Consider the following 15,572-nt stretch of genomic DNA (forward strand, 5'->3'; position numbering starts at 1 on the left):
GACCGGGGGAGGGATTTCCTTGTTTGCAAAGGAGGTATGATGGTTGAGCATACGCCGCTATTTGGCTTATGTCCTGCCCTATTGGAAACAAATATTGGGCACCATATTCATTGGTATTATAAAGTTTGCGATCCCACTTGCTCTGCCGCTTCTTATCAAATACGTCATTGATGACCTGCTGCCAAGTCCGCTTCCTCAAGAGGAAAAGCTGAAACAGTTATTTTGGCTGATGCTCGGGGCCTTTTTGTTATTTACCGTCGTTCGCGCCCCTGTTGAGTACATCCGGCAATACTATGCACAGTGGGTATCCAGTCGTATCTTGTTTGACATCCGCAATCAATTGTTTTCTCATTTACAACGACTGTCGATGCGCTACTACAACAATACAAAAACGGGTGAGGTCATCTCTCGCGTCATTAACGACGTGGAATCAACCAAAAGCTTCGTGGAAACGGGATTGATGAATCTCTGGTTGGACCTGATTACGATCATCCTGACACTGGTGATCATGCTCTACATGGATGTGGAACTGACACTTGTGGCGATTGTCGTTTTCCCTTTGTACAGTATTTCAGTCAAATTTTTCTACAAGCGCTTGCGTCAATTAACCAAGGATCGTTCTGCGGCACTGGCGCGTTTGCAAGGATATTTGTACGAACGCGTCAATGGGATGGCGCTCATCCGCAGCTTTGCCTTGGAGAAGCAGGAAAGCAAGGAATTCGCAAAGGAAAACAATCAGTTTTTGGATAAGGCACTGGCGCAAACACGCTGGAATGCTCGAACTTTTGCTGTAATTAATACGGTGACGGATATCGCACCGCTCCTGGTCATTGCTTATGCTGGCTATCAAGTTATTGGCGGGAGCATGAGCGTAGGGACGTTGGTTGCGTTTTATGTTTATTTGGATCGCTTGTACACGCCGCTGCGACGCTTGGTCAATTCCAGTACGGTGCTGACACAGGCAATTGCCTCGATGGATCGGATGTTCGAGTTTATCGATGAATCGTACGATATCGTCGACAAGCCAAACGCGGGGGAGCTGCCTGTCGACCCTGCAACCAAACGCATTCACGGGGAAATCCGCTTCGAGAACGTGTCCTTCCGCTATCGGGAGGAAGGCCCTCTCGTCTTGAACAATGTGAATCTGAACATCTCTTCTGGCGAAACGGTTGCAATTGTCGGGATGTCAGGCGGCGGAAAATCTTCTCTGATTAGCTTGCTCCCGCGTTTTTGGGACGTGACAGAAGGGAAAATTACGATTGATGGCATCGATATCCGCGATGTGAAGCAGCAAAATTTGCGTCACCACATCGGGATGGTGCAGCAAGATAATATTTTGTTTAGTGAATCAGCAAAAGTGAATATTTTAATGGGCAATCCTGATGCGGATGACAATGCTGTGCAAGAAGCTGCGAAGGCGGCAAATGCCCATGACTTTATTAGCGAATTACCGAATGGGTACCATACGGAGCTGGGAGAGCGTGGCGTGAAGCTCTCGGGCGGACAAAAGCAGCGAATCGCGATTGCGCGTGTTTTCCTGCGTGACCCGGGTATTCTGATCCTGGATGAAGCGACGTCTGCACTCGACTTGGAATCAGAGCACACGATTCAGGAGTCTTTGTCTAGGTTGGCAAAAGGAAGAACCACACTCATCGTGGCCCATCGACTTTCGACGATTACGCATGCGGACAAAATCATTGTCATGAAAGAGGGACAAATCGTTGAGGAAGGCACGCATGAGCAATTGCTTGCGAGAAAGGGAGTATACTATGGCCTGTGGAGTGTGCAAGATCTAGGAAGTACATCCGACCCGCAACTGGGATAAGCAGATGGGATTGGAGGAAATCCGATGGAGATATGGCGCCGTAATTTATATGTACTCTGCGGATCCTTGTTTTTCGTCATGGTGGCGATGAGCATGATCATGCCTTTTTTACCGCTTTACATTCAGCAGGATTTCGGAATTGAAGACCCTCATCAGGTCACGGCTTGGGCGGGGATTATTTTTGGAGCCAACTTTTTGACGGCGGGCCTCGTCTCGCCTATTTGGGGAAATTTGGCGGATAAGCACGGGCGCAAGATCATGATTTTGCGCTCGGGATTTTTCATGTCCATTACCATGGCACTGACCGGTTTTGCGGGAAGTCTGTGGCAGCTTTTGGCCCTTCGTCTACTCAATGGACTTGTAGGGGGAATCATCCCTGCCAGTACCGCGTTGGTAGCATCCTCTGTACCAAAAGAACGAATTGGCTATGCAACAGGGTTGCTTCAGTCGTTTATTACGGCTGGAACCATTATGGGACCGCTGTTTGGCGGTGTTCTCGCGGAGAAGATCGGCTTTCGGATGATTTTTGTGATTACTGGTTGCGTATTATTACTGGCGACCTTGGTCATTACGTTTATGGTGAAAGAGAATTTTGTTCCACCTGAAAAAAAGGAACGGTCGAGTCTACGGGAAGATTTTCAGATGATCTTCTCTTCCAAAGAACTCCCGGCGCTCTTTTTTGTAACCGTAATGATCCAGTTTGCGTTGTTTAGCATTATCCCTGTGTTGCCGATCTACATTTCGCAATTGGTTGGATCAGAAGGGGCAAAGGTAGCACTGTGGGCCGGTATTGTCCAGGCATGCATGGGGGTAGCAAACGTCTTTGCCTCTCCACAGCTGGGGCGTTTAGGAGATCGGTTTGGTTCGCAAAAGGTGCTCTTGTTCTCGCTTTTGGCTGCCGCAATCATCTTCATTCCACAAGGTCTGGTACATACGGTATGGCAATTGGTCGCGCTCCGGTTTTTGTTAGGATTATCGCTGGGAGGATTGCTTCCATCCGTCAATGCTTTGCTGCGACGAGCAACACCTGTACATATGGTCAGTCGCGTCTACGGCTATAACAACAGCTTCGTCAGTATCGGCAGCATGCTTGGACCGATGATTGGTGGCTTTTTGGCAGGCTATGTGAGTATTAGCGGAGTCTTTTACATGACGAGTGCTTTCTTGTTTATTAACGCAGGCTGGGTGTACTACAGCTTTTTCCGAAACAAATCTGTACAGCATTCTGATTCTGGAATAGAATAAAAGGTAATTTTCGCGAAAAGAGGTGCACCTCCATTGTGATGGCGAGTCGGTGTGAATAACTTCATATTCCATCAGGACGTATAGGCTGGTCCTGAACCGACAGGAGGGTGTGCTTTATGTGGCATCGACGCTTTATTTGCCTCTGGGCGGGTCAGACATTGGCCAACCTTGGGGATGTATTTTATATTGTCGCGTTTATTTCGATCATCTACGCTGCAACTGGCTCTGTCATGTACACGGCGTTTATTCCGGTTGTCATCGTAGCGTCGCAGTCTGTGAGCAGCTTGTTGGCTCCGTTGGTGTTTCAGCGATTGTCGTTGACGGGCATGCTCGTGCTGTCGCAAGGCTTGAAGACGATACTTTTGGCTGCAGCTTCATTAGCTGTCAGCAGCGGTGTAGGAGAGCAGGGAGAGTGGATCTGGCTGTTGTTCGGATTGGGGTCAACCATCGCCTTTATGGATGGCTGGGCAAACCCTGCGCGTAATGCCATGGTACCGCAGTTGGTCGGACGAGAAGACCTCATGCGAGCGAATGGGTTGCTTGCCACCTCGGATCAAACCGTTCATTTTGCTGGCTGGGCCGCAGGGGGATTACTCGTTTCTTGGCTGGGAGCAGGTGTTGTTCTGTGGGGAACGGTTGGTGCCTATGTTGTGGCAACGATCGCGATGACAGGTATTGTACCCGCAAGCGAAAAGCCGCGTGAAGAACAGGCAGCTAAGGCGACAATAAATTGGCTCACTGGATGGAAGACAATTCGCGATGTACCTGTACTGCGACTGCTGGTCGCAATGGATATCGTGATCGGCTTGTCCGGGGGTGTGTGGATCGCTGCGATTATGCTGCCATTTGTCCTCGATGTGCTTGGACAAGGCGAAGAATGGTGGGGCTACATCAATGCCGGTTACATGCTTGGAGCCATTGCAGGTGGGACGCTGCTATTGATGTATGCGGAGCGGATGCGTCGCCATTTATTTCGCTGGATCATTTGCGGTACGATTGGCGTCGGATTCTTTACCTTTTGTTTTGGCAGCAGTACGAACGCTCTTGTGGCACTGCTGTTTTCCTTTGCACTGGGCCCATTTTTGGAAATGGTGCATGTAAGCAAGCAGACACTTTTGCAGCAAGAGACTGAGGAATCAGCACTGCCCTATGTCATGTCAGCGAAGGGGACGATTGATTTACTTGTCTTTGGCGCTTCTGCCTTGGTGATGGGGGCTATCGCTGAATGGCAGGGAGTCCGGGCTGTTTATTATGTATCTGCTGGATTGTTACTCGTTGCTTTCCTTTTTGCGTTGCGCTTGCAAAAAAAGCAGACGGAGCATTCGAGTGGGGTTTCCGTAAATTAAAACAGAACAGGCTGTCTTTCCGTAGACTTTTCTACTGGGAAGGCAGCCTTTTTTGTTTGGAGGTGGTCGTCCGACAGTTTAAAGAATCGGTTAGGCCCTTTAAGGTTTGAGAAAGCCCTTCTTTCCCCATACAATAAAAGGAGCAAACAAAGATGTAAGGATGGGTGAGCACATGAACATTCTCGTATTGCATGGAAGCTCAAGAGATGCAGGAAACACGGAGCAATTGACTAATTTGGCATTGGACGGCGTACCGCACACCAGTATTCGTCTGCGAGAAAAAAACATTCGCCCGATTCACGACCAAAGGCATGACGAGGGAGGCTTCGATGCAGTCGCGGATGATTACGATGAAGTGACAGAAGCGGTACTCGCCCATGATTTTCTGATTTTCTCTACGCCTATCTATTGGTACGGCATGTCAGGGCATATGAAAAACTATGTGGATCGCTGGTCGCAGAGCTTGCGTGACAAACGTTATTCCTTCAAAGAATCTCTCGGACAAAAGCAGGCATATGTCATTACGACTGGTGGAGACCAGCCCAGATTAAAGGGGCTGCCACTAATCCAGCAGTTTCATTATGTTTTTTCTTTCGTCGGAATGCCATTTGCAGGCTATATGATCGGGGAAGGCAACAAACCCGGTGATGTATGGTCAGATCAACGGGCAGTAGAGGAAGCAAAGATTTTTAATGCGTGGCTGAAGGCCAAGCAATAGCCTGAAAGACCGGAGAGAATTCCGGTCTTTCTTTTTTTTCATCTAATAAAAGCTCTGTTAGTAATTTGTCAAATTTGTTTGAGCTCAATATTTCGTGCGTAATGAATTCTCCATTATAAAACACCCCAAAGGTTGTCCATATAGTCGGTGCGTTTTGTGCTTCTTCTTGTAGCCCAGCTACCTATGTGTTAGTAGTTACAGGATATGGTCAACAAGTAGGTAGGGCAATTAGACATTTCCAAAAACTGGGTAAAAAGCACTAGGTTGAAAATAAAAAAAGGACTTTATGCTTATTTATGGTAATCGAAACAACTACTACCATTAATTTATCTATCAAGAATGGTCTATTTTGGTATAGGAGATAGAACATTGGATATATCTACGGAGGGATGAGTCTACGTGAGTAATCGGGTTTTAACCTATGGAAATATTCAAGTGACACCTTACAAATTCACGCATTTGCAATCACTAAAAGTGGTTAAAATGATGAACGAACACGCGAAGGTAACGATCACGGGCATTATTCCAGATGAGCTGAAAGACAGCTATGTGAATCTAACAAATGAACAAACGCATATCAAAATAGCTTTGACGGACGAGAAGGGGCAGCCGAAGCCATGGTTTCAAGGCATCGTGACGAATGTAAACATCCAATCTGTCAGGGGCATTTATTACCTAACAGTGAAGGCTGTTTCACATAGCTACTTATTGGATGTCAAACCGAGAAAACGCTCATTCCAAAATCCAGGGATGACTTATGCGGCGCTAGTCAAAATGGTGCTGTCCTCATATGGGAAAGCCGATTTTATTGATTCGGTCACGAACGGCAAGGCAATCAATACGTTTGTGATGCAATATGAAGAAACCGACTGGCAGTTTCTCAAGCGGATGGCTTCGCGATTCTATACAGGCTTGGTGCCTGCAACGGCTTTTGATCTACCCAAATTTTATTTCGGTCTGCCCAAAGGGAAGGATAAAGGCAAGCTAGAGGTCGCGCATTATACGGTACAAAAGAGGGTGGGGGAATATCAGAGCGCTGCGGAAAACCGAGTGCCAGGAATTGATGATCAAGATTTTACGGTATATGAAGTGGAAAGCCCGCAGATCCTCGAAGTCGGTGATGAAGTGAGCTTCAAGTCCAAGAAGCTTGTCGTCGGAGAAGCCGTCACTGAAATGAAGGAAGGAATACTGACGCATATCTACAAGCTCTTTCCACATAAGGGACTCTCGCGCAAGAAAATGTATAACAACGCGATCATCGGTGCCTCTATCCAAGGGAGCGTTCTTCAGATTCAAAAAGATAATATCAGAGCCAAACTAGACATGGATGATCAACAGGATGAGAGTACCGCTTACTGGTTCCCTTATTCGACGATCTATACGTCCGAGAACAATACAGGTTGGTATGTCATGCCGGAAATAGGCGACCAGATACGAATCTACTTCCCGAGTAAAAAGGAAGAGGACGGTATTGCCATCAGCTCGGTGCTCCGAGATAACCCAGATGCCAAATCTCCGGCTCCCCAAAAGTCCTCCGCTCCAAGTAGCTCAAGACCGAGCGCGGGCGCGGGTCCCGATCGGATGAAAGATCCGGCTGTGAAGACCTTCCGCACGAAATACGGCAAGGAGATCATGCTGGCGCCAGATAAGATCGTGATATCAGCAGGCGGTATGTCTATCACAATCAGCGATGATACCGGAATCGAGATCGTGAGTGATAAAAATGTGAGCATTAGTGCTAGTAAAGAGGCGTATCTGATCGGGCAAACGCTACGCGTCAAAGCCGATAAGATCGAGCTGATTGGAAAAGGAAACACCATTTCATTAAATGAAAAGATCGAGATCAAGGGATCAGAGATAAAAATGAACTAATGGGAGGAACACACGGTCATGATGAAAGAAGAAGCACTCCAGCATCTGCACGACCAGGTGTTTTTACCTGCTTTGGCAGAACGAGTGGCGGCAGTCCAGCTATTTTTCCATCAACATCAAGCCCAGCTCGTCGATGAGTTTGTGGAGTCGTTTCGACAGATCGCAAGTCGGATCAAAGTCATGCAGGATCGTGAGGAGCTAGCACCAGTTGGATTTATTCATTACTCCATGCTGAGGACATCTATTCTGGAAGGTACATATACCTACCTCATCGAGGCTTATACAGATCAGTGGTATTGGGAACCTGTCGAATGCTATGCCAGATACGACGCCAATTGGGCTTTTCAAGAGATTTCATCGTTGATTCGTCTTCTAGATGAGCAGCGTAAAAAGTACATCGGTGTTCTACACACAGCGGATGTGGAGCATATGGTATGGAAGCGTTTGGACTGTTTTAGTCAAATGGTGACGGATCTGATCCGGATAGCGATCCAAGAAGCCATAAAACTCCCAGAGTATTCGGAGATAAATAAGGCGAAATGTTTGCGCATCAGAGTCGGGGAGTTTAAAGACTTTAGCGAAGATGTGCATATCGATGATGGTTCCACACGAGATCAAATCAAGGGGGCGGGATGACATGAGAGATTACTACCAACTCATGGATGACAGTCGAATCGCTCAAAAGGTGAAACCGCAGGGTCTACGAAATGAAGACAGCTTCGCACAGCTCCCGCCTGTCTCGATTTTAGATGTCGCTGAACATAGCTTCAATGAGTACACAGACTGGCTGGAAAAGCCTGTGCCTATGATGTCACAACAGATGAAGTCGATTATCGAGAAATACAATCCGAGAATTCAGTGGAAATGTGTCCATTTGATAGACAAGCGATCTGGCTCACAAAACGTGTACTGGGTCATGCAAATACCTACCTTGGATTGTCTTTCACAGGATAGCGAGTTTTATCTAAATGGAACCGTAAAGAGACTTGTGTTAGACCACGAAAAGGTAAAGTCGCATCATTTTTTTGCCATTGAAGGAATTTTGGAGCCGTATATCGTGGTGAGTCTCGATGCAGCAGAAAGCTTACTGCGTAGAAGCTATACGGGCTTCGTTTTACAAAAAGTAGAGCAGGCGTAACGGAGGGAGTCATGACCGTCTACTGGGATGAGAAGATCTTGGATGCCTGGAATGACATCCAGAAACGACGTGAAATCAAGGAAGTAGAAGAGAAGATGGCACAAATGTCACCTGAAGAATGGCTGGCAGGAGTTCAGCTTGGTGTCATTGAGTACGAAGGGCAAACGATTTATTGTGAAGAGAAGCTATTTTTCGACGAGCAGATGGCGATTCATCTCCCAACGTCTATGTGGCTGATTCCTAGAGGGATCGAATCAAAAGGAAATACAACTCACCAGCATGATCAGATGACTTACAAAAATGAAAAAGGCACAGTCATGTTTGGTCTGACACATATGACGCACCTCATACAGAGGGACGATGTAGAGCAATTTTTGAGTACAATGACGATTCAGTTGAAAAAAAAGCAAGCGGGCTTGCAAGTCGTACATAACGAAGTGATTGAGCTCAGTGATGTGAAGGTGGCGAGTAGCGAATTTGTCATACCGCTAAAGACCGGGAAGTATTATCAAATCTTGTTTGTTACTGCACTAGAGGGTAGATTGCTGCTCGGTAGCTTCCATTTCGCAGCTGACGAAGTGATTGTATGGCAGCCATTAGCTAGAGCCTTGATTCGAACGATGCGACTGGTATGAGTTATTGCAATGTTATGCAACGAAAGGGGAGTAGGGAGATGCTTTTGCCTTTGCTTCAACTTCTGGCTCCGAAGGCACACGGTGAGTATTCCTATGTCGTACGTGGGGCAACCGTAAAATGCAGTGAGGGAACAGACACCAGCTTTTTAAATTTACCGCAATGCCACGGAGTATACGCACGTGGTAAACCGGTCATGAATATTGCCGATAACGTTGTCGATGCCAATATTGGATGTTTTGGTATTTGCAGGGACACAGGAAACGTATGTAAACCAATGATCGCTAACAAGTGGACGGATGGAAAGCACGATGTACTCGTAAAAAACGAGCCAGCATTACTCAGTAAGTCGGAGCTGATTTGTACTGTCAAAGGGATTATTACGATTGAAAAGGATGGGCAGGATTGATGTGATTGAAGGAGAGAAGTTTATGCAAGGAACTGATGGAGTCATGACCTACCAGGATATACAGATTGTCTGGTCCTATGGAACGATCCGACTTGATCGGTTGGAATTTGTCCATCAAACTGGCGAACACGCAAAATTACGCTTTACAGGTATTGTTCCCGAAGAAAAAGAAGATGAGATTATACATAGAGCAAGCAGCCACGACGTAATTGAGCTGTGTCAGAAGGTAGGAAAGCAGAAGAAGTCGATATTTATCGGACGACTACATCATGTGGAGATCAAGGTTGTCCGTGATGTCCACTATTTGACGGTGGAAGCTGTATCGCATACCTATGCCATGGATATGAGCGTGAAGATGTGTTCATTTCAAGACGAGAGCCGATTGTACTCAAGTATTGTAGATGAGCTCGTGTCGAAGTATCCTGGTGGAGATATGATCGATAACGCCTTCGATGATCTCAAACAGGGCAAATACATCATGCAGTACGAAGAGACGGACTGGGTGTTTTTAAAACGAATTGCCTCTCACGTAGGGGCTGTCCTCGTACCAGATGTGAGTGCGAATAAGGTGCGCTTCTGGGTCGGTCTACCAGAGGGAAGAAAGCAGATCAAGCTGAAAGACAGGCCATACGAGGTTAACCAGTCCATCGCACCATATAGAACCTACACGTTTGAACACGACGATGTTTTAGAGCTTGGGGATGAAGTGTTGCGAGAGGGGCAGACCTTCGCTATTACCAAGCGAATAGCAAGCATGGTAGATGGTCTATTCAGATGGACGTATGTTTGCGCAACTCGCAAAAGTGTGAAACAAAAGAAGATCTATAACAAAGCCATCATCGGTGCCGCTATCGACGGGAAAATCATTCAAATCGGACGAAACCAAGTCAAAATCCATCTCACTATCGATAAAACGCAAGATAAGAGCAAGGCACAGTGGTTCCCGTATGGGGCGGAAGGCAACCAAATCCTATACCTCATGCCGGAGATCGGCTCTAAAGTAAAACTGTATTTCCCAGGTGCCGATGAGGACGATGCGATGGTTATCAACTCCGTCCGTCATGCACCACAGGGAAGCTTTGCCGAGAAGAACGATAAGCGAATGGTGGACCCGGGAGTCAAATCGTTTGGCAACCCACAAGGAAAAGAATTCACCATGGGAGACACCGAACTGAGGATGACCGCCAAAGAAGGTGCGTTGGAAATCTCGCTGAGTAGCCTCTGGGGTGTGAGTCTGAACAGTACCACGAATGTAAACATTCACGCGTCAGGAGAACTGAATGTAAATGGTGCCGCTGTCTACATGGTGGGTTCGGAAGGGATGTATCTCGATACAGCTACGGATACCATCGCATTAGTAGAAGAGAACGACACGAGTAGCGATCAGATTCTTCTGGATGCGGAGATGAGTCATTCGTTTAAACCTATCTTGAGTCCGTTTGAAAAAGATATGAAGAGTCTAGGCTGGCAGGGCGCGGTAGATAAACGACTCGCAGATCACGATGCGGCGGAATCCAAAGGGGAAGGGGAAGTCGTTGAAGAGACCCTGTCGTCGCTATGGAACTTTGCCGTAGATGTTGCCGATGTTGCCTACACGGGAGTACAATTGTTAGCGAGTGATGAGGGTGAGACGGTCACCAACATCAGGGGAACGGAGGTTAAGTCGTTAACCGAGGGGAACAACTTAGCAAAAGAAACAGAACAAAAAGCTACAAGTGCGGCAAAATATGTAGGAGATGTGTTTCAGGGCGAGAAGTCGTTCGTTGAAATCGGTCAAGATATACAAGCGGCTGGTGCAAAAGTCGGTGAGAGCGTCATGCAGGACTACGTTATTCCGGTCGGGATGAATTGGCTACACCACTGGGAAGACGAGTATGGAGGTAAAGAAGCAAAGCTAAAAAGAACACTGGAGGAAAGCTACCAACGAGGTAGGAATACGGGAAGAGTAAATGTCATAGGTGCTGAGGTAATCGTGAGTGGACTGTCAGGTGGAATGGGTGGAGCCGCTATGAAGACAGTGACTACAGCAGCCAAACTGACGCCAGATGGACCAAAAAGGGATCGTACGCCAGACGGTAACGGCAGCGATGGAAGCAACGGAAGCAACGGAAGCAATAGAAGCGACGGAAATGAAACTCCATTATTCGGACTTTTTGACTCTATTAAAAAAGATATGGAAACGCTGGATGGGAAGTTCAAAACGAAGGCGAAGACTGTTGAAGATGCGTTGAAAGAAATGCAAGAGATGGTTAATAGTTTTTTAGCTGCTATGCAAGGATTTTCCAATCTGGTTCCTAATACAGGTAGGCCGATGTTCTTTTCGGTGGACGGGAATGGCGGTGGCGGGCATAACAATAATCATGGGAATAATAGAAATAATAAGCGAGATAATGAGGGGACGGGTAATGCTAATACAGAATCTACACCACCTGAAAAATTATTAGGGATTAAACATGCAAATATACTAAATCCAAGAGATGCTTTATATCAAAAAATTCAAATAAGAGGCGGTGTATCAGGAAAACCTGTAAGTCGTCATTTAACTAAACATGAGAGAAATTTAGCTAATCAAATTCTTGATGATATTTCAGCCCAAGCTCGTGGTGACACAAGCGCTAGAGCACGATTAGAGGCATTAAATGATCATGTTCTTGAAAATAGACGAAATGGGCAGAATTACGCAGGCTGGAACTCTGTATATATACGAGATGAATATGGAAACAATGGTGTAATGCGTATTATTTATAGGCAAACTCCTGAAGGTATTGAGTGGAATGTAGTACAATGGCACTAAATTTTTCTGAGTTAAAGTCATGTAAAAAGTTAAAATTAAGTATCACTAACTAGCGAAGGGGAGAAAGTCTGGTGGACGAGAAAGTTAAATCTATTAATGAGTTCTTCAAATATTTAACGCAAAATAATGATACAAAAGAGTATGAAACGTTTTTTGCTCTACTTGAACAAATAAAATATAATTCTAACTTGTTAGAATACTACGGAGAAGAATTTGTTGAACATATGATAGAGCTCCTTCCACATATTGAAGATAAGTATGATAGAGCTTCTTTAATAGAAACTATTATTGAGTGCTCAGATATTTATACAGTTAGTGAAAAGTTTCTCAAAGAAATTTTTGATGAATATGCGTTATGTTTAGCTGAAAAAGCTGTTAATGTGAAAGGGATGTCAGCATGTTTAATGGGGTTTATACAAGCGGGAATTAGTGAAAAAGAAGTAATTAAGAAGTTGGAGGAGAATTTAGAGAAAGAATATGTAATAAGTGTACTCTCAAAAATGTATATAAATTACCTTGCTAATTCTGTAGAATCCAATTCTAGCTTGCTGAAGGAAGCACAGGAGGCATATTATTTAAGTCAGCGTTCTGGAATCATTGCCCAATTTTTATTGTTAGTGAATCCACACATTCGGAAATATGCGGGAATAAGCCAAATCACTTTCTTGTATGAATCTTATAGAGGCGTATATGAGGATTGCTGGCCAAGAGGCTTACTTCCTAATATGAAGGACACACTTATTAAATCAAAGGTATTGTCATCAAAGGAAGTAAGTATTTTAGAAGAGTTGGATAGGTTAATCAATACGCAAGGAGAAAACTTAGATTCGATGGAAGTCAGAAAATTGTATGATGATTTCTTCGAAAATAAGGATCCTTTTGAAGTAATCTTTACTCTTCCGGTGTAGAAAATTTAAGTGACTTATCAAACGACTTGATCTGTTTCTTGGATTAAAAGGGAGAAGCATACATTGTAGAAAGCGTTGGTTTTATGGTAAATACCAAATTTGGAATGAACCATCATATAACTGTAATACATACATTAATTATGAATTGAGTTTATGTTGATAGCAGGATCGTACCATATAATCAACAAACCAAACTTGAAAAACTTTCAAAGGCTTATTCCAACTTCAACGAAGAGGAGTAAGCCTTTTTCGTAATGAAGTGAAAGTGGAGTAATACCTAAGCTAAATGAGTCTGTTGAGGGGAAGGGTAATGATGCTTATGGGGGATATTTCAAACGTAAGCAGCAGAGAACAGAAGAGTATAATTCCAATATAGCTGATAAGCAAAAAATTGTTGGAGACGATACAAATGGTTACAGACTTATAGAACCAACAAAGTGGATGGAACAGATGGGAATGACTCAGATTAAAGAAAAATTAAAAAGAAAATCTTGGTCAGATAATAATGGGTTTAATTGGCAGTGGGATTCACAACATGGCAAGTTAGAAAAGTGGAATAAACGAAGGACAGAACATCTAGGAGAGTTTGATCCTGTGACAGGAAAGCAAACTAAAGATGGTGAACCTAAAAGAAGATGGGATGGTTAATATCATGGAACATGGACATCGTTTTATTGAAGAATTTCCTGAGGTTGGAGAATTAATTGGGCGTTTATTGGTTAAAAGAGAATTAGACGAATGGTATAAAAAGAAGTGTGCTGAAAAACTAGAAGTACCAATTGAACTTAATGAAATTGGAAATCTGAAGGAAATTGAGTGCAGAAATATGATCAGCCCTTCAGCAGATATTTTAATACATCTGCAGGATATATCAGGTAAGGAAGGTTTCCTACTTTCTCAACAAATAAATATAAAAGTTTCAAAGTTAGTCCCAATTTATATTTTGGATTTTAGTTATTCATTAAGGCATAACTTGATTAATGGTCCTTTGGAGATAGTTGGTACAGCAGAATCTTTAGAAATGATACAAGGAATGAATCAAATTAATAGGATCATGACTTTAAAAGGGTATTCTGAGCTTAGTCATCTATATGATTTCTATGATACGGTTTATGAGTGGGATGCTTTACCTAGTATTACACCTTTCAATAGGAGATTAACTTTAGGCGATGCTTTATTCACTGATGTGTTAGAACTATGTTAGCTCTGAGTAGTCGATCATTTCGATCTGTCAAAAATTTTGTGTAAACCCGTTTCAACCCCAATAACAAGATCGTTCAATAGAACCAACAAACCACAATACGAGCTACCCGCCCGTGTTGTGGTCTTTTCACTTGTCTAGATAGATGGCGGCGATTGATGTTATAGCCCCCCTCCCAGTGCGGGATGAACCCATCATCCAACCAATTACATACTTAACCCATGTAATTTCATTTTGGTTGTACGCACATGAAGCTTAAATTTTATACCCTTATTACCATCAATGCGTTGCGGATTACAGGTCAATTATGGTCAGATACCACCATGATTGACCTGTTTTTTGTTATATTCGCTTTCTTGCGGTGATTTCAAAAATAATTGCAACAATGTACGTACATGGAACGATAGATAAGGTGAAGGGGCGGTCAGAGGAATATTCACCGTAACTAATTGGGATCAAGCTGAGCGACAAGAGTCAGTGCTATCCGACCATTGAAATGATGGTTAGAAACATCGGGTATAGTTCTAAGTCAGTAGAACGCCATATCAAGGAATTGGCAGGCAAGAAGAGTCCAGTAACGACGACACATAAGAACCCCCCACCCCAACCGGTAGGTAAGTGGCGGGAGTATTCATTTTCCCTCGAGATGACGCAGGATCGCCATCAAATCCAGCTCGCCCAAGCCTTCTTCTAATGCATGACGATAGGTCGCATTTACGGATTCAGCCAATGGGGTAGAGACGCCTGCTTCATTCGCAAGGCGAAGGTCCTTGGCCATATGCTTTAGGGCAAAGGCAGCCGGATAGTTGTCAGCGAGGATGGAAGCCGCTTTTCCGCGAATGAGTGGTGTTCCTACGGCGCTCTCTGAAATGATGTCCAGCATTTGCTCCGTACCAATGCCGAGGGATCGTGCGAATAGTAATGTTTCAGACACACCTTGTACTGTAATGCCGAGCAGCAGGTTGATCGCCAGCTTCGCAGATGTACCCGCTCCGTTTGGTCCCAAATAAAACGTGGCTTTGCCCAGCTTGTCCAGCATAGGCTTGGCTACCTTAAAATCAGCCTGCTCGCCACCTACCATGATGACGAGCTTGCCTTCTTTGGCAGGCCCTACGCTACCGGACACAGGTGCATCGAGAAAGCGCAGTCCAGCTTCCTGGGCTTGCTCCGCGATATAACGGGATGTATCCGGTGAAATCGTGCTCATATCTACTGCAAGCTTGCCTTGAATGGACAGGCTCAAGAGACCGTCTGTGCCAGTATAGATTGCTTTTACTGCATCATCATCGCTTACCATCGTGAACAGTACATCGCATTGTGCTACCAAATCTGACAGAGCGGCTGTCTCCTTCGCTCCCAGAGCCACTAATGGCGCGGCTTTTCCCGGCGTACGATTCCAGACACGTACGTCGTAGCCAGCAGCCAGCAGATTGCTAGCCATTGGAATGCCCATGTTTCCCAAACCAATCCAACCGATGATCAT

At 45.0% G+C, this 15,572-nt stretch carries 15 protein-coding genes and 1 pseudogene; 14 read left to right on the plus strand and 2 right to left on the minus strand.

Annotated elements, in window-relative coordinates; genetic code table 11:
• Nucleotides 1-43: 43 nt before the first annotated feature.
• The 4 genes from HP398_RS13170 (at nt 44) to HP398_RS13185 (ending at nt 5,134) form a co-directional block, all read left to right on the plus strand.
• Nucleotides 44-1,825, plus strand: coding sequence for an ABC transporter ATP-binding protein (locus tag HP398_RS13170; RefSeq protein ID WP_173622788.1), 1,782 nt, complete (start codon nt 44-46; stop codon nt 1,823-1,825).
• A gap of 24 nt (nt 1,826-1,849) precedes the next feature.
• Nucleotides 1,850-3,070 (plus strand): MFS transporter, encoded by a 1,221-nt coding sequence (locus tag HP398_RS13175; protein WP_017250150.1) that lies wholly within the window; start codon nt 1,850-1,852, stop codon nt 3,068-3,070.
• A gap of 116 nt (nt 3,071-3,186) precedes the next feature.
• The gene (locus HP398_RS13180) at nt 3,187-4,416 is read left to right on the plus strand and encodes an MFS transporter (RefSeq protein ID WP_173622789.1); all 1,230 of its coding nucleotides are present in this window, start codon (nt 3,187-3,189) and stop codon (nt 4,414-4,416) included.
• Between the two features lie 172 nt (nt 4,417-4,588).
• Entirely contained in the window at nt 4,589-5,134 is a 546-nt protein-coding gene (locus HP398_RS13185) for a flavodoxin family protein (protein ID WP_173622790.1), read from the plus strand.
• On the opposite strand, the pseudogene HP398_RS13190 reads toward HP398_RS13185, so the two are convergent.
• A pseudogene (locus tag HP398_RS13190) lies at nt 5,106-5,303 on the minus strand (YoaP domain-containing protein); the annotation flags it as partial. The gene HP398_RS13185 and the pseudogene HP398_RS13190 sit on opposite strands and share 29 nt — an antisense overlap.
• Before the next feature lie 230 nt (nt 5,304-5,533).
• On the opposite strand from HP398_RS13190, the gene HP398_RS13195 reads away from it, so the two are divergent.
• The 10 genes from HP398_RS13195 (at nt 5,534) to HP398_RS31380 (ending at nt 14,783) form a co-directional block, all read left to right on the plus strand.
• Entirely contained in the window at nt 5,534-7,006 is a 1,473-nt protein-coding gene (locus HP398_RS13195) for a contractile injection system protein, VgrG/Pvc8 family (protein ID WP_173622791.1), read from the plus strand.
• Between the two features lie 18 nt (nt 7,007-7,024).
• Nucleotides 7,025-7,642, plus strand: a complete 618-nt coding sequence (locus tag HP398_RS13200; RefSeq protein ID WP_173622792.1) for a hypothetical protein — start codon at nt 7,025-7,027, stop codon at nt 7,640-7,642.
• Nucleotide 7,643: 1 nt separating this feature from the next.
• Entirely contained in the window at nt 7,644-8,144 is a 501-nt protein-coding gene (locus tag HP398_RS13205) for an imm11 family protein (protein WP_173622793.1), read from the plus strand.
• Nucleotides 8,145-8,155: 11 nt separating this feature from the next.
• Nucleotides 8,156-8,779, plus strand: coding sequence for a hypothetical protein (locus HP398_RS13210; RefSeq protein WP_173622794.1), 624 nt, complete (start codon nt 8,156-8,158; stop codon nt 8,777-8,779).
• Nucleotides 8,780-8,817: 38 nt separating this feature from the next.
• Nucleotides 8,818-9,186: a DUF4280 domain-containing protein gene (locus tag HP398_RS13215; protein WP_173622795.1), complete on the plus strand. Its 369-nt coding sequence runs from the start codon at nt 8,818-8,820 to the stop codon at nt 9,184-9,186.
• A 22-nt stretch (nt 9,187-9,208) separates the two neighbouring features.
• On the plus strand, nt 9,209-11,980 hold the full coding sequence (locus tag HP398_RS13220; protein ID WP_173622796.1) for a late control protein: 2,772 nt from the start codon (nt 9,209-9,211) through the stop codon (nt 11,978-11,980).
• A gap of 71 nt (nt 11,981-12,051) precedes the next feature.
• The gene (locus tag HP398_RS13225) at nt 12,052-12,888 is read left to right on the plus strand and encodes a hypothetical protein (protein ID WP_017250158.1); all 837 of its coding nucleotides are present in this window, start codon (nt 12,052-12,054) and stop codon (nt 12,886-12,888) included.
• A gap of 441 nt (nt 12,889-13,329) precedes the next feature.
• Nucleotides 13,330-13,536 (plus strand): colicin E3/pyocin S6 family cytotoxin, encoded by a 207-nt coding sequence (locus HP398_RS13230; RefSeq protein WP_254476070.1) that lies wholly within the window; start codon nt 13,330-13,332, stop codon nt 13,534-13,536.
• Between the two features lie 4 nt (nt 13,537-13,540).
• On the plus strand, nt 13,541-14,092 hold the full coding sequence (locus tag HP398_RS13235) for a hypothetical protein (protein WP_026043219.1): 552 nt from the start codon (nt 13,541-13,543) through the stop codon (nt 14,090-14,092).
• A gap of 457 nt (nt 14,093-14,549) precedes the next feature.
• A complete protein-coding gene (locus HP398_RS31380; protein WP_371736743.1) occupies nt 14,550-14,783 on the plus strand; it encodes a helix-turn-helix domain-containing protein in 234 nt (77 codons plus the stop codon).
• Here the strand turns inward: HP398_RS31380 and HP398_RS13240 are convergent.
• A complete protein-coding gene (locus HP398_RS13240; RefSeq protein ID WP_173622797.1) occupies nt 14,721-15,572 on the minus strand; it encodes an NAD(P)-dependent oxidoreductase in 852 nt (283 codons plus the stop codon). The genes HP398_RS31380 and HP398_RS13240 overlap by 63 nt on opposite strands.

The sequence above is a fragment of the Brevibacillus sp. HB1.4B genome (genome assembly GCF_013284285.1).
GTDB classification, from domain to species: Bacteria; Bacillota; Bacilli; order Brevibacillales; family Brevibacillaceae; genus Brevibacillus; species Brevibacillus porteri.

Excerpts from the sequence above, each read along its gene's own strand:
- HP398_RS13235 (WP_026043219.1), top strand. The coding sequence starts at position 13,541 with ATGGAACATGGACATCGTTTTATTGAAGAATTTCCTGAGGTTGGAGAA.
- HP398_RS13175 (WP_017250150.1), top strand. The coding sequence starts at position 1,850 with ATGGAGATATGGCGCCGTAATTTATATGTACTCTGCGGATCCTTGTTT.
- HP398_RS13240 (WP_173622797.1), bottom strand. The coding sequence starts at position 15,572 with ATGATCATCGGTTGGATTGGTTTGGGAAACATGGGCATTCCAATGGCT.
- HP398_RS13210 (WP_173622794.1), top strand. The coding sequence starts at position 8,156 with ATGACCGTCTACTGGGATGAGAAGATCTTGGATGCCTGGAATGACATC.
- HP398_RS13180 (WP_173622789.1), top strand. The coding sequence starts at position 3,187 with ATGTGGCATCGACGCTTTATTTGCCTCTGGGCGGGTCAGACATTGGCC.
- HP398_RS13185 (WP_173622790.1), top strand. The coding sequence starts at position 4,589 with ATGAACATTCTCGTATTGCATGGAAGCTCAAGAGATGCAGGAAACACG.
- HP398_RS13200 (WP_173622792.1), top strand. The coding sequence starts at position 7,025 with ATGATGAAAGAAGAAGCACTCCAGCATCTGCACGACCAGGTGTTTTTA.
- HP398_RS13220 (WP_173622796.1), top strand. The coding sequence starts at position 9,209 with ATGCAAGGAACTGATGGAGTCATGACCTACCAGGATATACAGATTGTC.
- HP398_RS13230 (WP_254476070.1), top strand. The coding sequence starts at position 13,330 with ATGGAACAGATGGGAATGACTCAGATTAAAGAAAAATTAAAAAGAAAA.
- HP398_RS13205 (WP_173622793.1), top strand. The coding sequence starts at position 7,644 with ATGAGAGATTACTACCAACTCATGGATGACAGTCGAATCGCTCAAAAG.
- HP398_RS13215 (WP_173622795.1), top strand. The coding sequence starts at position 8,818 with ATGCTTTTGCCTTTGCTTCAACTTCTGGCTCCGAAGGCACACGGTGAG.